The 22,623-nt window shown below is 49.1% G+C and carries 22 protein-coding genes and 2 tRNA genes; 5 read left to right on the top strand and 19 right to left on the bottom strand.

Going from position 1 to position 22,623, the window contains the following annotated elements:
• Positions 1 to 24 precede the first annotated feature (24 nt).
• Positions 25 to 678, bottom strand: coding sequence for an OmpA family protein (locus ACWA6V_RS00970; protein ID WP_449520755.1), 654 nt, complete (start codon positions 676 to 678; stop codon positions 25 to 27).
• A gap of 192 nt (positions 679 to 870) precedes the next feature.
• Here ACWA6V_RS00970 and ACWA6V_RS00965 point away from each other — a divergent pair, with 192 nt between their 5' ends.
• Positions 871 to 1,392 (top strand): leucine-rich repeat domain-containing protein, encoded by a 522-nt coding sequence (locus ACWA6V_RS00965; protein ID WP_449520754.1) that lies wholly within the window; start codon positions 871 to 873, stop codon positions 1,390 to 1,392.
• A gap of 24 nt (positions 1,393 to 1,416) precedes the next feature.
• On the opposite strand, the gene ACWA6V_RS00960 is transcribed toward ACWA6V_RS00965, so the two are convergent.
• The 8 genes from ACWA6V_RS00960 to ACWA6V_RS00925 all read right to left on the bottom strand — a co-directional run bounded on the left by ACWA6V_RS00960 (position 1,417) and on the right by ACWA6V_RS00925 (position 7,080).
• Positions 1,417 to 1,692, bottom strand: a complete 276-nt coding sequence (locus ACWA6V_RS00960; RefSeq protein ID WP_310075891.1) for a PilZ domain-containing protein — start codon at positions 1,690 to 1,692, stop codon at positions 1,417 to 1,419.
• A gap of 140 nt (positions 1,693 to 1,832) precedes the next feature.
• Positions 1,833 to 2,543 carry a phosphoribosylaminoimidazolesuccinocarboxamide synthase gene (gene purC, locus ACWA6V_RS00955; protein ID WP_449520753.1) on the bottom strand — a complete coding sequence of 237 codons (711 nt, stop codon included), beginning with the start codon at positions 2,541 to 2,543 and terminating at the stop codon, positions 1,833 to 1,835.
• Positions 2,544 to 2,620: 77 nt separating this feature from the next.
• A complete protein-coding gene (locus tag ACWA6V_RS00950; RefSeq protein WP_449520752.1) occupies positions 2,621 to 3,391 on the bottom strand; it encodes an MBL fold metallo-hydrolase in 771 nt (256 codons plus the stop codon).
• The gene (gene bamC / locus ACWA6V_RS00945) at positions 3,391 to 4,605 is read right to left on the bottom strand and encodes an outer membrane protein assembly factor BamC (protein ID WP_449520751.1); all 1,215 of its coding nucleotides are present in this window, start codon (positions 4,603 to 4,605) and stop codon (positions 3,391 to 3,393) included. The genes ACWA6V_RS00950 and bamC overlap by 1 nt, the downstream gene beginning before the upstream one ends.
• A 37-nt stretch (positions 4,606 to 4,642) precedes the next feature.
• A complete protein-coding gene (gene dapA / locus ACWA6V_RS00940) occupies positions 4,643 to 5,515 on the bottom strand; it encodes a 4-hydroxy-tetrahydrodipicolinate synthase (RefSeq protein WP_449520750.1) in 873 nt (290 codons plus the stop codon).
• A gap of 133 nt (positions 5,516 to 5,648) precedes the next feature.
• The gene (gene nadA, locus ACWA6V_RS00935; RefSeq protein WP_449520749.1) at positions 5,649 to 6,704 is read right to left on the bottom strand and encodes a quinolinate synthase NadA; all 1,056 of its coding nucleotides are present in this window, start codon (positions 6,702 to 6,704) and stop codon (positions 5,649 to 5,651) included.
• A gap of 181 nt (positions 6,705 to 6,885) precedes the next feature.
• A tRNA-Lys gene (locus ACWA6V_RS00930) sits at positions 6,886 to 6,961 on the bottom strand.
• A 43-nt stretch (positions 6,962 to 7,004) separates the two neighbouring features.
• Positions 7,005 to 7,080 (bottom strand) — tRNA-Lys (locus ACWA6V_RS00925).
• 302 nt (positions 7,081 to 7,382) lie between these two features.
• Between ACWA6V_RS00925 and ACWA6V_RS00920 the strand changes: the two genes are divergently transcribed.
• The gene (locus tag ACWA6V_RS00920; RefSeq protein ID WP_449520748.1) at positions 7,383 to 11,267 is read left to right on the top strand and encodes a bifunctional diguanylate cyclase/phosphodiesterase; all 3,885 of its coding nucleotides are present in this window, start codon (positions 7,383 to 7,385) and stop codon (positions 11,265 to 11,267) included.
• 19 nt (positions 11,268 to 11,286) lie between these two features.
• On the opposite strand, the gene queC is transcribed toward ACWA6V_RS00920, so the two are convergent.
• Positions 11,287 to 11,964, bottom strand: a complete 678-nt coding sequence (queC, locus tag ACWA6V_RS00915; protein ID WP_449520747.1) for a 7-cyano-7-deazaguanine synthase QueC — start codon at positions 11,962 to 11,964, stop codon at positions 11,287 to 11,289.
• A 57-nt stretch (positions 11,965 to 12,021) separates the two neighbouring features.
• Positions 12,022 to 12,717, bottom strand: a complete 696-nt coding sequence (queE, locus tag ACWA6V_RS00910; protein WP_449520746.1) for a 7-carboxy-7-deazaguanine synthase QueE — start codon at positions 12,715 to 12,717, stop codon at positions 12,022 to 12,024.
• Between the two features lie 186 nt (positions 12,718 to 12,903).
• Here queE and ACWA6V_RS00905 point away from each other — a divergent pair, with 186 nt between their 5' ends.
• Complete coding sequence (locus ACWA6V_RS00905; RefSeq protein WP_449520745.1) at positions 12,904 to 13,221, top strand: hypothetical protein; 318 nt, start codon at positions 12,904 to 12,906, stop codon at positions 13,219 to 13,221.
• Between the two features lie 99 nt (positions 13,222 to 13,320).
• Here ACWA6V_RS00905 and ACWA6V_RS00900 read toward each other — a convergent pair whose 3' ends face one another.
• The 6 genes from ACWA6V_RS00900 to ACWA6V_RS00875 form a co-directional block, all read right to left on the bottom strand.
• Entirely contained in the window at positions 13,321 to 13,803 is a 483-nt protein-coding gene (locus tag ACWA6V_RS00900; protein WP_449520744.1) for a YajQ family cyclic di-GMP-binding protein, read from the bottom strand.
• 34 nt (positions 13,804 to 13,837) lie between these two features.
• Positions 13,838 to 14,803, bottom strand: a complete 966-nt coding sequence (ampE, locus tag ACWA6V_RS00895; RefSeq protein WP_449520743.1) for a regulatory signaling modulator protein AmpE — start codon at positions 14,801 to 14,803, stop codon at positions 13,838 to 13,840.
• A 41-nt stretch (positions 14,804 to 14,844) separates the two neighbouring features.
• Complete coding sequence (gene ampD, locus ACWA6V_RS00890; protein WP_449520742.1) at positions 14,845 to 15,411, bottom strand: 1,6-anhydro-N-acetylmuramyl-L-alanine amidase AmpD; 567 nt, start codon at positions 15,409 to 15,411, stop codon at positions 14,845 to 14,847.
• A 9-nt stretch (positions 15,412 to 15,420) separates the two neighbouring features.
• The gene (locus ACWA6V_RS00885) at positions 15,421 to 16,902 is read right to left on the bottom strand and encodes an AAA family ATPase (RefSeq protein ID WP_449520741.1); all 1,482 of its coding nucleotides are present in this window, start codon (positions 16,900 to 16,902) and stop codon (positions 15,421 to 15,423) included.
• 105 nt (positions 16,903 to 17,007) lie between these two features.
• Positions 17,008 to 19,452 carry a glycoside hydrolase family 3 C-terminal domain-containing protein gene (locus tag ACWA6V_RS00880; RefSeq protein ID WP_449520740.1) on the bottom strand — a complete coding sequence of 815 codons (2,445 nt, stop codon included), beginning with the start codon at positions 19,450 to 19,452 and terminating at the stop codon, positions 17,008 to 17,010.
• A gap of 21 nt (positions 19,453 to 19,473) precedes the next feature.
• The gene (locus tag ACWA6V_RS00875; RefSeq protein ID WP_449520739.1) at positions 19,474 to 19,695 is read right to left on the bottom strand and encodes a hypothetical protein; all 222 of its coding nucleotides are present in this window, start codon (positions 19,693 to 19,695) and stop codon (positions 19,474 to 19,476) included.
• Between the two features lie 143 nt (positions 19,696 to 19,838).
• Between ACWA6V_RS00875 and coq7 the strand changes: the two genes are divergently transcribed.
• Positions 19,839 to 20,486 (top strand): 2-polyprenyl-3-methyl-6-methoxy-1,4-benzoquinone monooxygenase, encoded by a 648-nt coding sequence (gene coq7, locus ACWA6V_RS00870; protein WP_449520738.1) that lies wholly within the window; start codon positions 19,839 to 19,841, stop codon positions 20,484 to 20,486.
• 71 nt (positions 20,487 to 20,557) lie between these two features.
• On the opposite strand, the gene ACWA6V_RS00865 is transcribed toward coq7, so the two are convergent.
• Complete coding sequence (locus tag ACWA6V_RS00865; protein WP_449520737.1) at positions 20,558 to 20,977, bottom strand: OsmC family protein; 420 nt, start codon at positions 20,975 to 20,977, stop codon at positions 20,558 to 20,560.
• A 261-nt stretch (positions 20,978 to 21,238) separates the two neighbouring features.
• Here ACWA6V_RS00865 and crp point away from each other — a divergent pair, with 261 nt between their 5' ends.
• Positions 21,239 to 21,874, top strand: coding sequence for a cAMP-activated global transcriptional regulator CRP (crp, locus tag ACWA6V_RS00860; protein WP_133684469.1), 636 nt, complete (start codon positions 21,239 to 21,241; stop codon positions 21,872 to 21,874).
• Between the two features lie 92 nt (positions 21,875 to 21,966).
• Here the strand turns inward: crp and trpC are convergent.
• Positions 21,967 to 22,623 (bottom strand): indole-3-glycerol phosphate synthase TrpC (gene trpC / locus ACWA6V_RS00855; protein ID WP_449520736.1); only part of this gene is annotated, 657 nt, incomplete at its 5' end.

Genomic DNA, 22,623 nt, shown 5'->3' with positions numbered 1-22,623 from the left:
CGGCTTTTGTGAGCAAAATAATAATTATTCGTTAGGCACTAGCTCCAGTTCTACGCGACGATTCGCTTCACGCCCTGCCGCTGTATCGTTGCTTGCTACGGGGTAGCGCGAGCCGTAACCATAGGACTGGATACGCGCACTGCTAACCTTCTGGCTGCGCAGGTACATAGCAACGCTGTCGGCACGGCGCTCACTGAGCGGTTGGTTGATAGAATCGCTACCGGTAGAGTCAGTGTGCCCACTCACTTTGATTGAGGTTTGGTTAAACTCAGCTAAAACCTTGGCAACTGAATTCAGCACATCGAAAAAATCTGAGCGAATGTCTGCATTGCCGGTGCTGAAAGTGATATTTCCTGGCATCACCAAATACAGGTTATTGCCTTCACGTCTCACCTGCACACCAGTACCTTGCAACTCCTGACGCAACTTGGCCTCTTGACGGTCCATATAGTTACCTGCGCCACCACCGATTACACCACCCAGCACAGCACCTTTTAATGCGCGGTCGCGGCGGTCTTTCTTATCGTCGCCCGTCGCTGCCCCCAGGACGGCCCCGGCAATTGCGCCTATGCCTGCACCTTTAACGGTCTTACTGGTTTTTTGCTCGCCGGTGTAAGGATCGGTTGTGGTACAACCAATGATGGCAAACGACAACATAATAGCGAGGATATATTTCATACTAAGACTCTCCAATAAAACAAAAAAACGAGGGGTAACTAAATAAACGTGTTGTGTAGTGATTGTTGAATACCGGAACTGAATAAATACTGAATTCTATGATTGCTGCCGAACAGATATCTGATTACAGTGAACGCAATATTTAAATAAATTAGCGACCCAATTTTCCGCCCCAACCCAGGAAAACTCCATATGCACAGCAAATCTTTGTTACTTTTTTGTGGGCTAGTCACCAGTTTATTGACTGCTGGATGTAAAAATTATTCCGTAAGCGTCAACGAAAATGTTGTCTACACACCGCCATCGATATTTAAGGATTATCAAATCACCGATGCAAAATTGCGCGACTGCGTGGAGCAAACTATTTACGATTTGCATATTACCAGCGCAGAGGATTTAACACGGCTGAACTGCAGTAACGCAGGTATTAAATCGCTTGATGGATTAGATAAATTTTTTGCGTTAAAAGAACTTAACTTGGCGGACAATCAACTAGCGGACATTAGCGAAATCGAGCAATTAGGACGCATTGAAAAGTTGGTGCTGACAAATAATACCATTAAAAATCCTGCACCACTTTTACACCTGTTGCACCTGACACAATTACATCTTGCCAAGAACCCGCAGATGACGTGCAAAGACTTGCAGCAATTGCAACAAAACCTGAACAACAAAAAACTGGATTTGATACTACCAGAACGGTGTGCTAACTAATATGAAAACATCATGGGGCGCCGATCAAACCGCCCCCCGTACAAACATTAAACCGATTGTGTTACGCAACTGGTGCACTACACGCATACGCACAGGCTCTGCGTTAATCGCACCTACTGCTTTTTTGAACTTGACTGAAACTTCTGTACCTACTGGTGGGCATACCTGATTTTCAATTTGCACCTGTGCACCACCGTCAGAAATATCCCGGGCAAAACCGATAATCGTACCGAAACTCGGGTGGGACATTTCAACACGCACCGAGGTGGAGGTGCGCTCAAACACGCGGCGTTCGTTCACTATAGATTCCCCATGATTTTAGTAGCCATTTTTGGCTCTGCCAGAGATGTATTGCTTGAGTATAGATACTAATTGTTAAAATTCACCTGCAAAAAAAAAGGGGCCTAAGCCCCCTTTGCCTGCGCAGGGCACTTTGTTAATTAGAACGTTAACCCGAGGCGCTGACCGACCATTTCGTAAGACTCAACAACATTGCCGAGATTTTGACGGAAACGATCTTTATCCAATTTCTCACGGGTGTCTTTATCCCACAAACGGCAACCGTCTGGTGAGAACTCATCCCCAAGAATCACTTCGCCTTTATGCAAACCAAATTCCACTTTGAAATCCACCAGCAACATATTGCCTGAGGCAAACAAATCCTTGAGTACCGCATTGATTTTGAAGGTCAATTCTTTCATGCGCGCCAACTGCTCGGGTGTCGCCCAACCGAACGATTGCACGTGCGATTCGTTGACCATTGGATCGCCAAGCGCATCGTTTTTCAAGAAGAGCTCAAAGGTGGGAGGAGTCAATTCAAGGCCTTCCTGTACACCCAGGCGACGCACCAATGAACCAGCTGCCAAGTTACGCACTACGCACTCAACGGGAATCATCTGCATGGTTTTTACCAATACTTCGGTATCCGACAGCAACTTCACAAAATGTGTGGGGATACCTGCTTCCTGCAATTTGGTCATGATGAACGCGTTGAATTTGTTGTTTACCATGCCTTTGCGATCAAGTTGCTCGATACGCTTGCCGTCAAAAGCGGACGTATCGTTGCGGAATAACATGATCACATGATCAGGGTCATCAGTTTTGTAGATGGATTTGGCTTTGCCAGCGTAGAGTTGTTCGCGCTTTTCCATTGATAGGCCTGCTATTCAAAAGTAAGTATTGAAAAATAAAAAATAAAAAATAAGAAACAGAAAGTAAAAAACGGTATTTAAGAAACCGACAACCAATCAAAACCTTGGTTTTGACACGCAAAAGTCACCTGTTTGACGTCCGCCGTGACGGGTGCCAAAGCAGCTCGCGCCAACTCCAGCGAATTATTTTGTTGGCTGATATGCGCCACCACTAAATGCTGCAACCTTGCACAGTTAAGGCGCTGTAAAAATCCTGCCGCCTGCTGGTTGCTCAAGTGTCCCCATAACCCACCTACCCGCTGCTTTAGCGACGGGGGATAGGAGCCTGACGCGAGCATTGCCGGATCGTGATTCGCCTCCAGCACCATGGCATCCAGATCTTGGTAATGGGCCTCAACATGGGCGGTGATGCTACCCAAGTCGGTCAGTATGCCCAACCGTAACCCCGAAAATTCAAACACAAACTGGGTTGGCTCACGCGCATCGTGGGGCACGGCCACCGGTGTAACATGCAAATCATTCAATACAAACGGAGTATAGGCTTCTATCAAGCGCAGATCCGGCAGCTCACCCAAATTGCGGCTGTGATAAGTACCCGGGGTCATGTACACCGGCAAATCATAGCGCCTGGCTAGAGTGGCAACGCCTTTGATGTGATCTGCATGCTCATGGGTGACCAGTATGGCCGTCAGATCTTCAGCGCGCTTGCCCAAGCGCTCAAGCCGTTGATTGGCTTCCTTGACACTAAACCCACAATCTATCAACAGCGTGCCGGCGCTCCACTCCACCAGGGTAGAGTTGCCGCGGCTACCGCTACCGAGTGATGCAAAGCGCAACTGAGCCAGCACTAGATCAGATTTCTCCGCAATACAGTCAGTAGCTCACGCGCTTCGTGCGGAGTTAAACGCTTGCCATAGGGATCGCGAACACGCACAACATAGTTACCCTCAGTACCCGTCACGACAATCAGGTAACCGGGCGCATCAGGCAATACTTTTTCTTCATCTCGATCCGAGCGGGGCGCTTTATCAAACGCATCGCCTGTCAACATATTGGTTTTGACTTGCGCCAGAGTATAAGGCGATGTAGGCGGCTTGGGATTCAGACCTATACGGAAAGTACGTCTGAACCAACCCGGCTTGGCTTCTTCAGGATCGATGTAATGGACGTAGAACAGGCCAGCATCGGCATCAGCATCAAACGTCGTAAAACCATCGCGCTTAGCTGCGTATGTCAGGGTCGCAAATGCCCGCTGGCGATCCAGTTTGATTGTCATAATTGGCTCACTGCGCGATACGCCCAAATTGGCTTTTACTGAGCCGCCAATTGCCTGGGCCAACAAAGAAGTACCACCTTCAGCCGTTTCACTCGCCAGCGTTGCCGCCAACTCATCCAACATCCACTTTTCACGCTCAGCATTCACCGAACGGCGCGGCCAACCCATATCCGGTGCCGGCTTTTCAGCAATGGGAACACTCATGTGGGTAATATGAATTTCAGTGGTTTCCGGTTGCACGCCTTGGTCGATCTGCAGGCGATAACGATCATAGGTTGTTAAATCAGTTTTGAACTGCAACCAGCTGGTTTCGATAATACCCTTGCCGATATCCGCTTTGCTTACCGCCAGGGTATTCACATTGAGGAAGTTGCGAATACGCGGCCAGACTTCACCGGGTGCCGCATTCAATAAAATCCAGCTTTCACTACCAACACGCTGGATTTTAACGTTTTCCTGCTCCAGATTTGCCGACAACGGCATAGGACGCGGGATTTCATAATCATCGGCGGTTGGGTCGTAACCAAAGTCAGTCGCGGTAATTGGTGGGATTGGATAAAGCTCGCCCATGGTTTCCGATTTTTTACCTGCCGGTAATACCAATGGGGGAATATCGTCGGCCTTAACGTAATCGCCTGCGCGATTGCGGAATACTCCCTCATCGCCAAAAAACATGCCGCAGCCTGAAAGGGAAACCGTTAAGCTGGCAACCATTAACGCCAACAGCGGGCGCTTGATCGACAATAAAGAAGTTGTAGTTATGGTCATTGATTTAATTGGACTCATGAATCATCTCGTCGACAACCTGCAAACGGGGATTAGCTTAAATCCCGGCGGCCTGCATGGCTGTTTTAACTTGTTGGTGATACTGCTCTGACAGACGTGTCAGCGGCAGGCGAATACCTGACTGGATCAAACCCAATTGTTCAACCGCCCATTTGACGGGAATCGGGTTGGATTCAACAAACATGGCCGTATGCAAAGGTAGCAAACGCTCATTAATCGCACTCGCTTCTTTAGCATTACCAGCCAAGGCCAATTCACACATACGCGCGATGGCCGCAGGTACGACATTCGCCGTGACAGAAATATCCCCTTTGCCCCCTAAAAGAATTAAATCGACGGCGGTTGCATCGTCGCCGGAGATAATCGCAAAACTGGAGGGAGCCTGTTCAATCAATAACTTGGCGCGATCAAGATCACCCGTCGCCTCTTTAATGCCGACGATATTGGGCACTTTAGCCAGACGCAGAGCAGTCTCTGGTTTCATATCCACACCAGTGCGACCAGGTACATTGTAGAGATACTGTGGAATAGCAACCGCTTGGGCGATGTGCGCATGATGCAGGAACAAACCCTCTTGGGTTGGCTTGTTGTAGTAAGGAGTTACCAACAAACAAGCATCGGCTCCCGCATCTTTAGCGGCTTGGGTTAGCTCGACAGCTTCAGATGTTGAGTTAGCACCAGTACCAGCGATCACCGGGATGCGGCCATTCACTTGATCAACTATTTTTTTTATAACCGCTAAATGCTCGTTCACATTCAGCGTCGCCGACTCGCCAGTCGTGCCTACTGCTACTATCGCGTGAGTACCCTGCGCAAGATGCCAGTCCACCAATTTATGCAGGCTCGCCCAATCTAGGGAATTGTCTGCATTCATGGGGGTTACCAGGGCAACCATACTGCCTTGAATCATCGGGAGCTCCGTTAGCTAGCGAAATAAAGTAGCGAAAAGTTAGGGAATCAGGGTGACGAAATAACGAAAGGCGCCATGGTACTGAGTGGGGCCAGACGAAACAAGCAAAACACCATCAAGTGAGGGTGAAACCTTATTTTTTAAAATCCAGCATGCGCTGCAGCGGAATCATCGCCAACCTGCCAAGTTCTGGATCGACATGGATTTCATTGTCGCTGCGCTCAAATACCGTCGCCAGATTGTCCAGCACATTCATTGCCATCCAGGGACAATTGGCGCAGGAGCGGCAGGTTGCTCCGCTACCAGCGGTGGGCGCAATGTGGAAAATTTTATCGGGATTGACCTGTTGCATCTTGTAGAAGATGCCCTGGTCAGTCGCAACGATAAACTCGCGATTAGGCAGGGTTTGCGCCGCCTTGATCAATTGCGATGTCGAGCCTACAACATCGGCCAGATCCACAACCGCTTTGGGGGATTCAGGGTGAACCAACACAGCAGCATCGGGATACAGGATTTTGAGATCTTCCACCCCTTTGGCTTTGAATTCTTCGTGCACTATGCAGGCACCATCCCACAACAGAACATCGGCACCAGTTTTTTGCTGCACGTAAGCGCCGAGGTGCTTATCCGGCGCCCAGAGAATTTTTTTACCCTGGCGATCCAGATAATCCACTACATCCAACGCAATGCTCGACGTCACCACCCAATCTGCACGCGCTTTTACGGCGGCAGAGGTATTGGCATAGACAACTACAGTGCGGTCGGGGTGCTGGTCGCAAAAGGCAGAGAACTCATCGATAGGGCAACCAAGGTCGAGCGAGCAAGTCGCCTCCAACGTAGGCATAAGTACGCGCTTTTCCGGCGTGAGGATTTTGGCGGTCTCGCCCATAAACTTCACGCCGGCAACAATCAAAGTATCAGCCGAATGATTCTTACCAAAACGCGCCATCTCCAGCGAATCAGATACACAACCGCCAGTCTCCTCGGCGAGCGCCTGAATTAACGGGTCGGTGTAGTAATGGGCGACCAACACAGCATTGTGTTGTCTAAGCAGGGATTTGATGCGGAGTTTATAGTCAGCCTCTTGCTCAGGCGTGTACTGGGGTGCACTCCACACACGAGCGAGATGTTGTTTTACCAGGTCTTCAGCGGCGACATCGCGCACGGCCAGATTCAAAAACTCAGACATGTAATCGCCTCACTCAAGCTTACCCGCATTAACGGGCAGTAAATTTGTGCGCAATTTTATCACAGAGCTACCTTTGGAATGGCAACTATAAAATAGTACGCACACCCTCTGCAGCCCCGCATTTCGCCCAATAAAAAAGGGCGCTTTGCTAAGCGCCCTTTCAAATTCTTACTGCAAAATATGGTGGGTCGTGCTGGATTCGAACCAGCGACCAATTGGTTAAAAGCCAACTGCTCTACCGACTGAGCTAACGACCCACAGGGTTCGCATTCACTATTTTTGGAGCACCATCAGATAAAATGGTGGGTCGTGCTGGATTCGAACCAGCGACCAATTGGTTAAAAGCCAACTGCTCTACCGACTGAGCTAACGACCCCAAATGCGAGGCGCGTATAATAATGTTTCAGGCCGAAAAGACAAGCCTTTTTTGAGAATTTGTGCACAATGGGTGTGAGCCAAAGATTGATTGGTTATTAAAGAGGCTTTTTGTTAACTTTATCGGCACATTTATCAAAGCGCAGGGATGGGTACTTAGTGATTTTGCGGAAGGATAAAACTTTCACGACGGCGGCATCGAATCTAACCTATTCTTAAAGCAATCTGCCTGAACCTACAGAAATATAATAGGCTCAGGAGGATTACCGGATTAGTTGCCCTAGTCGATAATGAGAACGACGCATGCTTTTTGCCTCACCCGGGGAAGGAATTTCGCAGCCCAATCCACCCAGGCTCGCTCAATTACTGATGGTATTTTTAGCCTACAGTCTTACTGGCTGGCTAGGCCTTTGTGTACCTTTCGCGGACGATAGAGTCACGCTTTTTTGGTTGCCCGGTGGTATCGCCCTGGCCGCATTTTATCGCTGGTCGCCGCAGCTATGGCCTGCAGTTTTTGTGTCCGCGCTGACACTGCAAACTTCAAGTGGCGCCGACCTCACCACTAATCTACTACTGGCAACCGGTAGTACCCTGGCCCCACTTTTTGCACTTTGGCTATTGCGTCGCGCAGGTTGCAACCTCACCCAACTGCATCGCGCCAACACCATTTGCTTCCTGATACTCGGATCACTGGGCATGCTGGTGTCTGCCACTATTGGCGGCTTTTCGCTCAACCATTACAACCAAGGTTCGCTCGAATCCGGCTTTTACACCGCACTGGTATGGTGGATGGGTGACAGCCTCGGGGTATTTCTCGCTGCCCCCTTGCTAATCAATATCAACAAAATCAATATCGACAAAGTGCTAGAACGCAAACTGGATTTTTTTGTCGTGTTTGCAGTGAGCCTGCTGGTAGGTTTGCTCTGCTTTCCGCTCAATGATTTTCAAAATGGCATTCATCTGCCAATTGTATTCACCAGTTTTGTTTGTGTTGCCTGGGCGGCACTTTCATTTGGTTTGTTAGGCTGTGCACTGACAACCATCGGTTTTAGCTTTTTGGCGATTTGGTCTAGCGTCAACCAACTTGGCCCCTTCTACTTGGCCTCCCAGCAGTTGAGCTATTGGGTTATTTGGATTTACGCCGCCAGCATGGCCATTTTGGGATTAATGATTACGGCTGCCCACACTGAAATTGCTAACACCACCCACCAACTCGGCGAATCCAGCCAGGAACAGGAAAAACAAAAAAAACATCTTGAAGCTGTGTTGCATGCAATTCCTGATTTGCTATTTGAGATTGATCGTCAGGGGCATGTGCTGTCATTCAATGGTACCAATGAACATCACACCTTGTCCGCTCCCGATGTGCTGAGTAGAAACCATCCCGAAACTCTCGCCTCCACATCCGTTTCAGTGTGGATGAGCGCGCTGAGTGAAGCTGATAATTGGGGCATATCGCAAGGTAAAAGCATTCGCATTGCCCAGGGTGAAAATACTTTTTGGTATGAGCTTTCTATCGCCAAGCTCGCTGGGACCCGCAGGGAAAATGACCGCTTTATTTGCCTTGCACGCGACATTACCAAACGCGTACACACACATCAGACCGACCTCGAAAATGAACAGCGCTTTCGCAATATTTTTGAAACGACCCGCAATATTGCAGTGCAGGGATACAACCGTTTTCACGAGGTAATTTTCTGGAATAAAGCAAGCGAAGATCTTTACGGTTTTAGCGCGGCCGATGCCATGGGCAAAAAACTGGAAGATTTGATTATCCCCGGTTTTATGCGCGAAGGTGTGCATCAAGCGATTGAAAATTGGCATGAAAAAGACGAAGCAATACCCTCGGGAGAATTGGCGCTGCAAGATGCACAGGGTAACGAAGTCTGGGTTTATTCCAATCACGTGCTCATTGATACACCTGACCACAAAGAAATGTATTGCCTCGATATAGATTTAGGCCCGCAACGCAAAGCACTATTGCAAGTCGAACAAGAATTGGTTGAGCGCAAACAAGTTGAAGAAGCATTGCGCCAGAGCGAGCAGCGACTGGAGAGCGCGCAACTCATGGCACGCGTTGCGCACTGGAGCTGGAACCCGCACACAGACGATTATAGTTTCAGCCATTCCATGAGTGAATTATTTGCTTTACCGAGTGAATTTTTGCACGCAAAAATGACCGATTTTATTAACCACTTTATTCATAGCGATGATCGCGACACCGTTGCCAACGCGCTAGCAGAAAGTCTGCGCTACCACAAGCCTCTGGCATTAGAAACGCGCATTGAAATTGCCGGAAAAAAATTCTGGCTGCAACTGCAAGGCGATACCATCGAAGACACGCAGGGAACCAGCTTGCAAGGCACAGTACAGGATATTACCGAGCGCAAAGGATTGGACTTAGCTCTCACCGCCGCTGCGGCTGATGCCGCCTCTGCGCCAGATTTTTTTGTTACGATTCTCACCGCACTCGCCGATGCAATTGGTGCGCAGCAGGCAGTCATTAGTTTGATCGACAATGACAACCCTGCTCAAGCCACCACTCACACCTATTTAATTAATGGCCAGGTACAGCCCAATATTAGCTACACATTAGAACACACACCTTGCCATGATGTGATGGAAGAAAATTTTTGCTTTATGACCACCGGAGCGCAGCAGCGCTACCCGCGCGACATGTTGCTAGTCCAATACAATATCGACAGCTATCTGGGTGTTGGCATTAAAAATGCCCAAGGAAAACCAACGGGTATTTTAGTATTGCTCGCTGAACATCCGCTGCCCATTTCGCCACAAATTAGTTCGCTATTATTAATTTTTGCCGATCGTATCGGCGGGGAATTACGCCGCGCCCAGGACCAGGAAAAAATATTTAACCTGGCGTTTTTTGATCCACTTACGCGCCTGCCCAACCGCCGTATGTTGCAAGACCGACTCAAATTGCTCACCGCACAAAGCGCGCGCACCGATCAACACGGCGCGCTCTTGTTTATTGATATAGACCATTTCAAATTACTCAATGACACCCGCGGCCATCACATCGGCGATCAATTACTGGTACAGGTTGCCGAGCGCATCAGCAGTATTATTCGCACAACAGATTTAGCCGCGCGCTTGGGCGGCGATGAATTTGTAGTGGTATTTGATAACTTGGGCGATAATGCTGAAATGGCAGCGCAGGAAGCAAAAAAACGTGCCGAAGAATTACACGATTTAATCAACCTGCCCTACCCACTGCAACAATCGGTATTCCATTGCACCATCAGCATTGGCGTAAATCTATTTAAAGGCCAGACCCGCAGCATCGACGACTTATTGCGTCACGCCGATGTGGCCATGTACCAAGCCAAAGACAGCGGGCGCAATGCCATTCGTTTTTTTGATCCTAACATGCAATCTCATCTGGAAAAACGCGCTGCAATTGAAGCGGATCTGCGCACGGCTTACGAGTCCAAACACCAGCTTATTCCCTACTATCAAGTACAAATCGATAATCACGGCAAAGCAATTGGTGCAGAGCTGTTATTGCGCTGGCAACATCCTGTCAACGGTATGATCTCACCTGCCGATTTTATTCCGGTTGCGGAACAAACCGGCTTGATTGTCGCCATCGGTCGGCATGTGATTCGCCAAGCCTGTGAACAATTGCGGCAGTGGAGCCAGCAACCGAAATTTGCAGCGCTTAGCATCGCCGTCAATGTCAGCCCCATCCAGTTTAACCAAGCGCATTTTGTCGATGATGTCCTGAATATTGTCAAAGACAGCAATATCAACACGCGCCTGTTAAAACTTGAATTAACCGAAAGTTCGCTGCTAAAAAATGTCGACCAAAGTATCGAAAAAATGCAACAGCTACAAAACAATGGTATTGGTTTTTCGATGGATGATTTTGGCATTGGCTACTCTTCACTGTCCTATCTTAAGCGCCTGCCACTCGACCAATTAAAAATCGACCAAACCTTTGTGCGCGATATTGCGATTGATCCCAACGATGCAATTATTGCACGCACGATTATCGCCATGGCACAGAACATGAATTTGCAAGTGATTGCTGAAGGGGTAGAAACAGAAGCGCAGAAAAAATTCCTGGAACAAAATGGCTGCTCCATGTTCCAGGGTTATTTTTTTGGCAAACCAGTAGCGATAGAGGAATTCGAGCGGCAATTAATCGCGCGCGATTATTGTTAACATGCCAACAGTTAACAAATCAATGCTGATAACGCGTAGGATCTGCAATACCTGCCTGCACAAACCCCTGCTTGCGCAAACGGCAACTATCGCATTTGCCACAAGCCTCTCCTTGATCGTTCGCTTGATAACAGGATACGGTCAGACTGTAATCCACTCCGAGCTTAATCCCTAGCTGGACTATTTCCGCTTTGCTTAAATGGATCAGCGGAGTGCGGATATGCAATTTATTTCCTTCGGCTCCCGCGCGTGTTGCGAGATTGGCCATGGCTTCATAAGCGGCAATATATTCGGGGCGGCAATCGGGGTAGCCGGAAAAATCCACGGCGTTGACACCGATAAAAATATCATCGCAACCCAACACTTCTGCCCAGCCCAACGCAATCGATAAAAACACTGTGTTGCGCGCAGGCACATAGGTGACGGGAATACCGCCGGTTTCTTCTTCCGGTACATCAATCGCATCATCGGTCAATGCTGAACCGCCGATGGAACGCAAATCCAATTTAATCACTTTGTGCTCAACTGCACCCAGGGCTTTGGCGGTGCGCTCGGCAGCATGCAATTCCGAGCTGTGGCGCTGACCATAATCAAAACTCATGGAGTAGCAGGCGTAGCCTTCACTGCGCGCTATCGCCAATACAGTAGTGGAATCAAGACCACCGGAAACCAGCACTACCGCTTTTTTTTGCGCCATAACAACTACCGAAATAATAAAAATTTGAGAAAAAAAAGAAACATCAGTTATCGAACATTAATGACCAGGAGCGTCATTCCACAACAGCTTGTGCAGCTGTAATTGGAAGCGCACGGGAAGGTTATCTGCGAGAATCCACTCCGCCAGCGCCAATGGCGTAACCTGACCAAAACTCGGCGAAAACAAGACTTCTGCTACTTTGCCTGCAAGCTGATGCTCATCTAACTTGAAGCGTGCCCACTCGTAGTCGGCACGATCGCAAATCACAAATTTAATCTGGTCCTGCGCACTGAGCAGCGGGATATTTTCCCAACGGTTGCGCCCCACCTCACCCGAACCAGGAGTTTTCAAGTCCATGACTTTGACTACGCGCGGATCTACATCGTCCACTGGCAAAGCGCCGCTGGTTTCGAGCGATACATTATAGCCAGCATCACACAAGGCCGTCAGCAACGTCAGGCACTCGCGCTGCGCCAGCGGCTCACCGCCAGTAACGCAAATGTAACGCGGATTAAAACTGGCAACTTTGGCGAGAATTTCATCGAGCAGTAATCGCTCACCACCATAAAATGCGTATTCTGAATCGCAATAACCGCAGCGCAACGGGCAGCCGGTAAGACGCACAAATACGGTCGGCAAACCGACTGTTGTGGACTCGCCCTGCAGCGAATAAAAGATCTCGGTAATTTTTAAACTGGCTTGGGTCATGTGGATTGGACGTTGTGTTGCGAGCGGGAATCGGGCAGCGACCATCTGCATAAACCTTGCAACTGGTCGCAACTAAGGCGCGATAAGAAAGACGCGCAGTTTACCTAAAGGCAGCCGGCTATGCGAGGCCAATGCCATGCGGCGATTTGCCCTGCCGCTGCCGACGCTGTTATGCTGGCAGATCGCCGCTTTTTGTCAGCGCCACCTTTACTTCATTAACCCATGTAGCCAATGATCAAACCGACTAAAACCCGCCGTCAACTGCATCAGGAACTGGAACAACAAGTCCAGGAGTTCCTGCATAAGGGAGGGCATGTCAATGAAGTGCCACGCGGCCTAAGTGGTCGCCTCGATGCCAATGGCCCCTTGATCAGTATCTTCGATGGCACCAGTCAGGAGAATCGCACCCCTCTGCCCGAGGTAGTCGCCGCGATAGAAGCGCGCAAAAAACCGCAGTTGGCGCACAAACTCAAAAAACCGCGCCCGCGCAAGAAAGTGATTCTGGATGACTTTGGCCAACCCCTGCGCTGGGAATGGGTAGAGGAATAGCAAGCCCTGTGCGGCAGCTCAATAGAAAAAATGGCCGCTGGAATTCCTCAGCAGTCATTTTATTTACGAAAAAAGTCACAGGCATTGGGCTGCAAAATTTTAATCTCTAAAGTTCTCAAACTGCATTGGCATGCCCAACTCAGCGGCGCGCAATGCCGCAATGCACTCTTGCAAGTCGTCGCGTTTTTTTCCAGTGATGCGCACCTGCTCCCCCTGGATGCTGGCTTGAACTTTCAGCTTCTTATCTTTTACCAGTGCAACAATTTTTTTCGCCAAGTCTTTATCAATTCCCGTTCGCACAGTGACATCGCGCTTCACTTGTTTACCCGCGCTTTTTACCTGGCCGATTTCCAAACAACTCACATCAATACCATTTTTTGCCATAGCGGGCCTGAGTAAATCCAGCATTTGATCGAGCTGCATTTCAACATCAGAGGTAAGGGTAATCACATATTCTTTAAGTTCGAAACTTGCATTCACACCCTTAAAATCAAAGCGATTGGTGATTAAACGCTGGGCTTGATCAACCGCATTGGTCAAATTGTGTTTATCCACTTCGGACACTACATCAAACGATGGCATAACTAACCTCTTACAAACAAAATTAAATTGCTATTTAAACAATCAGCGTTGCAAACGCAATCGCACAAATCCAGAACAACAGCGAGCGCGAATACAGCGGCACGCTGGACTTTACCAAAGCAAACGAATACGCGGGTTCGGAGTGAGTGGTGATGACATCACCGGTCAGGTCCTCAATAATATCCTGCGTCTCTTCTTCCATCTCCTCCTGCATTTCGGCTTTTTCTGCAGGTTCCATCTGTGCCATAGCGGCAGCAGAACAATCAGTCGAGGCACCTAATGCACCGCGCAGGCATTCATTTAAGATGTAATCAGAAGGGCTGTGCATGTCCAATAAATTTTTGCGCAGCGGACAGGTTTCAAAATTGCCCACAAATGCCCAAGTGACCCCCATTAACCGCACCGATGGCAACTCCAGCAACCACAACCATTTACCCGCTGTTGTTGCAGCATCACTACCGTCTTCGGAAAAATCGCGATACAAAACACTCAAACGGTATAACAAGGCGCCAAAAGGTCCGGCAATAAAAAACCAGAAAAGCACGGCAAACATGCGCTCAAAACCGCGATAAGCAAATACCTTCAATGCCTCGGTATGCAGCCCGCGCCAGTCACTGACGTCAGCAGCGGGGCCACCTGTACTTAGACGATCCAATAATTGTGCAGCCGCGACAGTGTCTCCTCGAGTGGCGAGTGCAATATATTCCTGAACATCCGCCAAAATATTTCCGCGCCCAAGGCTGTAGAGCAAAACGGGAACATAGAGAAAAAATAACCACTGCTTGCCCGCAAGCTGATGCACCAATAAAAAGGCGAGCACCAACACGGATAAGGGAATCACTAGAGCCAGTGCGAGCGGTAACGCAGGTGCCGCAGAGAGGCCTGGAATTTTTTGCAGGCGACTAATTAACCATTTAAACCAACCGTCATAGTGGAGGATGCTGGCCGAGCCGAGCCAATAGACGATAGCGAGTACAGCAACCAAACTGAGAAAAATCATTTTTGTTAATCACTCGTCAGTCAATAGAGAGAAAAATGGCATTAGCCGAGAGAATTGCGATAACGCTGCCAATCAAACGCGGGCCCTGGATCGGTCTTTCGCCCGGGTGCGATATCTGAATGGCCAGTGATACGCTCAGGTGTTAGTTTAGGATAAGTCAGCAGTAACTGGCGAGAAACTTTCTCCAGCGACCGGTATTGCGCATCACTGTAGGGAATGTCGTCTGCCCCCTCCAATTCGATACCGATGCTGTAATTATTGCAGTCGGCAACGTTGGCAAAGCTAGAGCTACCCGCGTGCCAGGCACGCGCGTCAAACGGGACAAACTGTATGATTTTACCGTCACGTTCGATGAATAAGTGCGCAGAAACCTTGAGTTCAGCGATAGTTGAAAAGTACGGATGCAGGCTTGCATCCAATGCATTTTGAAAAAACTTCTGCACATAACCGCCGCCAAACTCGCCCGGTGGCAAGCTGATATTGTGGATAACCAATAGGCTGATATCAGTATTTTCAGGGCGAAAATTAAAATTGGGCGACGGACATTGCGTGGCACATTGCAGCCAGCCATCAATGATCATCGCGCCATTTTCAGGAATATCGCTCATCTAAACACCTTACGCGGGAATAGTCCGGTCTTGGGCCCACAAACGCAAACTCGCAATCTGCTCTGACATCACCACTGATAGCGGACTAGTCGCTGCAATTTCACTCAGCAGAATATCCGTGACTAGCGGCTTGCCTTCCGCACCCGCCGAATAGAGTGCGGCGATAATCGCCTGCTCAATTTCCGAACCAGAAAAGCCTTGGGTCGCATCAGCTAGTTGGTCGAGATTAAAATTAGCAACAGCACAATTGCGCTTACGCAGATGAATTGCAAAAATATCTTTGCGCACACTGTGCTCCGGCAGATCGACAAAAAAGATTTCATCGAGACGGCCTTTGCGAATTAATTCCGGTGGTAACCGAGAAATATCATTGCTGGTGGCGACGATAAATACACGTGTGCGCCGCTCTGCCATCCAGGTCAGTAATGTACCCAGCAAACGTTGTGATACGCCGTTGTCATTACCATCCTGCGCCATGCCTTTTTCAATTTCATCGAGCCACAACACACAGGGCGACATCGCATCGGCGAGTTTTAACGCCTCGCGCAAATTTCTCTCGGTTTCGCCGTGGAATTTATTGTAGAGCGCACCGACATCCATACGCATTAGCGGCAAGCCCCACAAGCCAGCAACCGCTTTAGCCGCGAGACTTTTACCGCCGCCCTGCACACCTAACAGCAAAATGCCTTTGGGGCGGTCAAGTTTGGAATCGTCATCGTTAAATGCATCGCGTCGGGTTAATAGCCAGCGCTTTAAATTGACCAGACCACCAACATTGGAGAAATCTTCGGTTTGCTGTTCAAAGCTGATGACACCTTCCATATCCAACAACGCAAATTTGGCTTTGTTGATGCGCGGCAGATCATCTTCGTTGAGCGAGCCATCATTCCAAATTGCCGAGCGTACCAAGCGACGCACATCGCTAACACTCATGCCTTGCAAATTGTTCACGACTTTTTTGAGGGTAATGTTATCGGTTTTGACACGCGCACCTGCGTGGCGATCGGACCAATCTTTTGCCTCCTCGCGAATAATTTCCATGATTTTGTCATCGTCAGGCAAGGTCAATGTATAGGCTGCACTGTAGCGCGTGAGCTCCGGTGGCAAACGCAACTGATAACTAAGCAGAACCAGTGTATGAGGCACAGCAAAATGGTTGAGTGCAATATCTTTTAGCAAGCGCACAACTTGCGGCTGATCGGTGAGAAAGGGGTGAATATCGCAAAGCGCAAACATGGCCGGTTGTTGCTGTTGTTTGATATAGCGCAACATTTCTTCCGGCTCATTCAGCTCACTGCCTTTGGGCACTAACTGCGGACCGAAATTCAGGCGGGTGAGCCCCTCCGTGATTGACCAGCGATGCAGATCCTTGCCGTGCTTGTTGGCTACTTTAAGCAGCACGTCCAGTGCTTTTTTTTCTTCGAAGGTTTCAATCACTAACAAAGGAATCCGGGAATCTAACAGCAGTTTTATTTCGTCAACGTCTTGCACGCTTGTCTCCTTTCAGCCGGGCGAATAGTTATAGTGGCTGAACAAGCATGAAGTGAGGATTGCATCCTTGCAATAGTTTTTTACGCGGTAAGTATGTTGCGGGGGTCAAGGGATGCTGATATCAATCTCCTGGCGCATGCGAATATCACTACTAGAGGCACCCACCTGGATCTCATAGCGACCAGCATCTACGGCATAGGCTTTTTTCTGTTCATCGTAAATAAGCAAATCCTTATTTGGTAACAGAGTAAAGCTCAACTCCTGCTGCTCGCCTTTTTGCAAATGCACTCGCTCGATTGCGCGCAACTCTTTTAGAGCACGGGAGCGCTGGGGATTAATAGGCTTGAGATACACCTGCACAACTTCGTCGCCCGCATATTTGCCTGTATTCTTTAACTGCATGCGCATCTTGATGGTTTCATTTGCCGCGAATTTTTTTTGATTCACCACCAGATTGGAATACGTGAAGTGCGTGTAGGACAACCCATAACCAAAAGGATAAAGCGCTTCACCACTGAAATAACGATAGGTGCGGTTGTGCATGGAGTAGTCGTCAAACGCGGGGAATTTTTCATCGGCTTTGTAAAAGGTAACGGGCAGACGACCGGCGGGATTCGCATCGCCAAACAGCACGTCCGCCATTGCACTGCCACCACGCTGACCGGGATACCAACCCATTACAATCGCGGGCAGATTTTGCTCGGCCCAATCAATCGCCATCGCAGCGCCTCCGGTGAGCACCATCACGACCGGCTTGCCCGTTTTATGCAGGGCTTCCAATAATTTTTGTTGGATCGCAGGCAAGCGAATATCGGTGCGATCACCACCAGCAAAACCGGGGTAATTCACTTTCATTTCTTCGCCTTCTACATCGCCCGTTAAACCGCCCACAAAAATAATGACCTCGGCGTCCTGCGCAATTTCAATGGCCTCTTCGAAGGGCGCCTTGGCATTAGGCAAACGCCAACCCAAACGCACTTCGGCATCGCGAATATCTTCAAAGTATTCGAGCCGGATGTCGTAGGCTTTGCCCGCCTCCAATTCAATCGACGCACTGTGGCTGCGCAAACGCTCAGCCAACGCCCAGGAATCGATCAGGGTTTTGCCATTAATTATTAAACGAACACCATCATTGGCGCTGACATTTAATTCGTACACGCCGGATACGGGTGGCAACAATTGGCCTGTCCAACGCGCGCTGTAATTATCACTGGGTAACCCGGCGCCTGCTGCAATTTCACCGCGCGCAACGAGCGAATCGGTTGGTGCGCCACGATCCCAACGAAAGGCAATTCGCGCATCAATACGGGTAAGCAATGGTGCACCGGTCAAATCAGCAGTTTTAAAATACTCGCCGCGTAAACCTTGTTCGTTCGAATTGGCCGAGGGGCGTAAATAAGTGGGTTCAATCACGGGCGCCGCGCGCGGATCTTCCCTTCCCTCAACCAAATCCACTCCGCGCGCATAACTTACTTGGGTATTAGGAACCGCCGCGCGAATGCCTTGCAAAATCGTCACGGGGGCCGCTGGTGTGCCGTAGTAATTACCAAGCAGCGACATCACTTCATCTGCTGTCGGTCCAATCACAGCAATTTTTTTCAATGACTTTTTTAAAGGTAGGATGCCGTTATTTTTTAATAACACAATTGATGACTGCGCAGCTTTGCGCGCGAGCTGATCATGTTCGGCGGATTGATTTATCGAATAGGGAATTTGTGCCCAAGGCACATCGCTATCTGCATCAAACATTCCCAAGCGGAAACGAGTTAAAAACAAACGCCGCAGCGAATCATCCAACTCCGCTTCCGCAATCAACCCTTTTTTAACTGCACCTACTAACGCTTGATAGGTTTTTCCGCAATTTAATTCTGTGCCTTTTTTACCACCGAGCGCTGGGGCTTCTTCAGCGGTTTTTACTATCTTGTGATGCAAAAAAATATCTTCAATCGAATCGCAGTCGGATACAACATAACCGGTAAAACCCCAGTCTTTACGCAGCACGTCAATTAATAAACGCTGGCTGGCCGATGCGGATTCACCATTGACGCGGTTGTACGCCCCCATCACTGAAGCAACGTTGGCCTCTTGCACCAAGGCTTTGAAGGCGGGCAAGTAGGTCTCATATAAATCGCGCTCACTGGGATAAACATCAAAACGGTGGCGATCTGCTTCCGGACCGCTGTGCACTGCAAAATGTTTAGCTGTTGCATCGGTTTTGCGATATTTGTGCGTGGGTGCATCTGCGTAATCACCTTGCAAACCTTTTACAAACTCAACCCCCATCCGGCCGGTAAGGTAAGGATCTTCACCGTAGGTTTCCTGGCCACGCCCCCAGCGCGGATCGCGAAAAATATTGATATTGGGCGACCAGAAGGTCAGGCCTTGATAGCGCAGCCGCTGATCGCGTTTAGCAAATGCATGATGCTTTGCGCGGCCTTCATGACTTATCACGCGCGCAACTTTACCCACCAGTTCAGGATCAAAAGTTGCCGCCAACCCAATCGCTTGCGGGAATACAGTCGCATCACCCGCGCGCGCCACGCCGTGCAACGCTTCATTCCACCATTCGTATTACGGTACATCCAAACGCGGAATGGCGGGAGCCTCGTTCAGCATCTGGCTGACTTTTTCCTCCAGCGTCATGCGCGCCACTAAATCTGCCGCGCGTACTTCAAAACTGCGCGATTGATCCTTGTAGATCGGGGTTTGTGTTATCGATGCCACTTGCTGGGAGAGACACAATGAAGAAGCGCCGACAATAAGCATCAACAGTAAAGTCCGACATAAAACCATGATGAGTTTCCACAATAGATCTGCAATCAAAACATTATTGTTGACATGACTATAAATAGGGTTTTTCTTGCATACAAGTAAAATAGGGTTAAGTGGCTACCGGATTTCTGTTTAAATAGCTTATCGCCCAAGGGGAAGCCATTATGCCCAGCACACAGTTAAGCCTGATCGACACACTTATCGTCAACGCGGACCGCGCCTTGCGAACCCTCGCAGCCGGAAGTGATATGACCAGTGAACGCGCATCGCCCGCTCGTTCATTAAATGAAGCCGATCTCAGCGAGGCCGAACGCAGAAAATCGGCGGCATTGATGCGCGTAAACCACACCGGCGAAGTCTGCGCCCAAGCGCTTTATCAGGGCCAGGCGCTGACGGCAAAATTACCTGATGTACGCGTCGAGATGGAAAAAGCAGCGGAGGAGGAAATCGATCATTTGGTCTGGTGTCAGGAGCGCATAGACGCACTCGGCAGCCACACCAGCTATTTGAATCCACTGTGGTATGGGCTTTCATTTGCGATTGGCGCCGGTGCAGGTTTGGTTAGCGACAAAGTCAGTTTGGGGTTTGTTGCCGCAACCGAAGATCAGGTCTGCAAACATTTACAAGATCACTTACAAGAATTACCGGAGCAGGATGTCCGCAGCCGCGCGGTCGTCGGACAAATGCTGGAAGATGAAGCGCGCCATGCGGATATGGCATTGAATGCCGGGGGTTATAACTTTCCAACACCAGTGAAAGGATTAATGACGCTGGTATCCAAAGTGATGACAACAACCAGTTATCGAATCTAACGACAAAATCTTCGCGTAAAACAATGCCCGCGCTTAGCGGGCATTTTTATTTCACAAAACCAATTCTAAACTTAGGCTTCGCGGATCTCATAAGAGTGAGTGATTTCTACTCCGCCAGCTTCCAACATAATCGATGCCGAGCAGTATTTGGTGGCTGACAACTCCACCGCGCGTTTTACCTGTGCTTCTTTTAATTCTTTGCCGGTGACCAAAAATTTCATATGAATTTTGGTAAACGGCGACGGCACCCCTTCGGCGCGTTCCGCATCCAGCTCGCAGCGGCAATCTGTTACCTGCTGACGCGCCTTAGCCAGAATGCTCATGACATCAAATGAAGAACAACCACCCAAACCAATCAGCAGCATTTCCATGGGGCGAACCCCTGTATTGCGGCCACCGTGATCCGGAGGACCATCCATCAATACTGCATGGCCACTGCCCGATTCGCCTAAAAATTGCGCACCATCAACCCATTTCACTACTGCTTGCATAATCGTACCCGTTGTAAGAATGCCCAAGAAAATTGGCGCCTAGCCTATCACAGCGAGGCGAAAAATCGAAAATGGCGTCAAAATCAACAATTATCCTACAAATGGTGACTTTTTGTAGACAATTCAATTGTCTAGGCTTATAACTGCATCACAAATTTTCAGCTTGTCATGGCATATCTATAGCAGTGTGATGGCCTTGTCGTCATAATAAATTTCATATTTGAATTAGTAATATAAAAATCCATCAACAGGAGCCACACCTTGGTCGCTGTCTCGCTTACACCGCACATTAAGAATGTGGAAGAGTTTTTAATTCATTGTCACCGTCGCCGTTATCCCGCCAAAAGCACCATTATTTACGCGGGCGACAAAAGTGATTCGCTGTACTACATCGTTAAAGGTTCAGTCACTGTATTGATCGAAGACGATGAAGGCCACGAGATGATTGTCGCCTATCTAAATGATGGCGACTTCTTCGGTGAAATGGGCTTGTTCGACGAGAAAGATTCGCGTAGCGCTTGGGTGCGCGCGAAATCCGAATGTGAAGTAGCTGAAATTAGCTATGCCAAATTCCAGGAAATCTCTGAAACCCATCCTGAATTTCTGTTTGCACTGGGCAGCCAGATGGCTCGTCGCCTGCGCGCTACGACACGTAAGGTTGGCGATCTGGCCTTCCTTGATGTGACCGGCCGTGTTGCGCGCACCTTGCTGGAACTCTGCAAAGAACCCGATGCAATGACTCACCCGGATGGTATGCAAATTAAAATCACCCGTCAGGAAATTGGCCGTATTGTTGGCTGCTCCCGCGAGATGGTTGGCCGCGTACTCAAGACCTTGGAAGAGCAAGGCTTGGTGATGGTAAAAGGCAAAACCATGGTGGTTTACGGCACTCGCTAATACATTTGCTTAAGGCAAAAAAACAAAGCCCGCACAATGCGGGCTTTGTTTTTTCTACTGACTGTAAAAAGACAACGCTGGGGGAAATATAGTTATTGGGAGAAAAACTCTGCCAATGCGACGCCCGGCTCATCTGCGCGCATGAAGGCCTCACCCACCAAAAACGCATTTACATTTTTGCTGCGCATGGCCTGCACATCGGCTGGTGCAAGAATTCCGCTTTCTGTTACTACAATGCGATCGCTGCCGATTTTATCCAGCAGCTTGTATGTCGTTTCCAGAGTTACATCAAAGGTGTGCAGATTACGGTTATTAATACCGATCAGTTTATTCTCCAACTCCAGCGCAATATCCAGCTCGACTTGATCGTGCACTTCTACCAATACATCCAACCCGATTGATTGCGCAAGCGTATTAAGTTCCTTTAATTTTTCTGGTGACAGTGCGGACACAATCAAGAGCACGCAATCAGCCCCCATGGCACGCGCTTCGTAAATTTGGTATTCATCAACGAGAAAGTCTTTACGGATCACCGGCAAACTTACCGCTGCACGCGCCTGCTGCAAATATTCATCTGCACCCTGGAAGAAATCCACATCAGTCAGGATTGACAGGCAAGCAGCGCCACCTTGTTCATAAGAGCGGGCAAGTTCAGAGGGAACAAAATGCTCGCGAATCACACCTTTACTGGGTGATGCTTTTTTAATTTCAGCTATCACGCCGGCTTTGCCTTGCGCGATTTTATTTTC

The sequence above is a fragment of the Cellvibrio sp. genome, from assembly GCF_053579595.1.
This window is presented reverse-complemented; position numbering and strand designations above follow the sequence as displayed.

Excerpts from the sequence above, each read along its gene's own strand:
- ACWA6V_RS00970 (WP_449520755.1), bottom strand. The coding sequence starts at position 678 with ATGAAATATATCCTCGCTATTATGTTGTCGTTTGCCATCATTGGTTGT.
- ACWA6V_RS00965 (WP_449520754.1), top strand. The coding sequence starts at position 871 with ATGCACAGCAAATCTTTGTTACTTTTTTGTGGGCTAGTCACCAGTTTA.
- purC (WP_449520753.1), bottom strand. The coding sequence starts at position 2,543 with ATGGAAAAGCGCGAACAACTCTACGCTGGCAAAGCCAAATCCATCTAC.
- bamC (WP_449520751.1), bottom strand. The coding sequence starts at position 4,605 with ATGAGTCCAATTAAATCAATGACCATAACTACAACTTCTTTATTGTCG.
- dapA (WP_449520750.1), bottom strand. The coding sequence starts at position 5,515 with ATGATTCAAGGCAGTATGGTTGCCCTGGTAACCCCCATGAATGCAGAC.
- nadA (WP_449520749.1), bottom strand. The coding sequence starts at position 6,704 with ATGTCTGAGTTTTTGAATCTGGCCGTGCGCGATGTCGCCGCTGAAGAC.
- ACWA6V_RS00920 (WP_449520748.1), top strand. The coding sequence starts at position 7,383 with ATGCTTTTTGCCTCACCCGGGGAAGGAATTTCGCAGCCCAATCCACCC.
- queC (WP_449520747.1), bottom strand. The coding sequence starts at position 11,964 with ATGGCGCAAAAAAAAGCGGTAGTGCTGGTTTCCGGTGGTCTTGATTCC.
- queE (WP_449520746.1), bottom strand. The coding sequence starts at position 12,717 with ATGGTCGCTGCCCGATTCCCGCTCGCAACACAACGTCCAATCCACATG.
- ACWA6V_RS00905 (WP_449520745.1), top strand. The coding sequence starts at position 12,904 with ATGATCAAACCGACTAAAACCCGCCGTCAACTGCATCAGGAACTGGAA.
- ACWA6V_RS00900 (WP_449520744.1), bottom strand. The coding sequence starts at position 13,803 with ATGCCATCGTTTGATGTAGTGTCCGAAGTGGATAAACACAATTTGACC.
- ampE (WP_449520743.1), bottom strand. The coding sequence starts at position 14,803 with ATGATTTTTCTCAGTTTGGTTGCTGTACTCGCTATCGTCTATTGGCTC.
- ampD (WP_449520742.1), bottom strand. The coding sequence starts at position 15,411 with ATGAGCGATATTCCTGAAAATGGCGCGATGATCATTGATGGCTGGCTG.
- ACWA6V_RS00875 (WP_449520739.1), bottom strand. The coding sequence starts at position 19,695 with ATGGTTTTATGTCGGACTTTACTGTTGATGCTTATTGTCGGCGCTTCT.
- coq7 (WP_449520738.1), top strand. The coding sequence starts at position 19,839 with ATGCCCAGCACACAGTTAAGCCTGATCGACACACTTATCGTCAACGCG.
- ACWA6V_RS00865 (WP_449520737.1), bottom strand. The coding sequence starts at position 20,977 with ATGCAAGCAGTAGTGAAATGGGTTGATGGTGCGCAATTTTTAGGCGAA.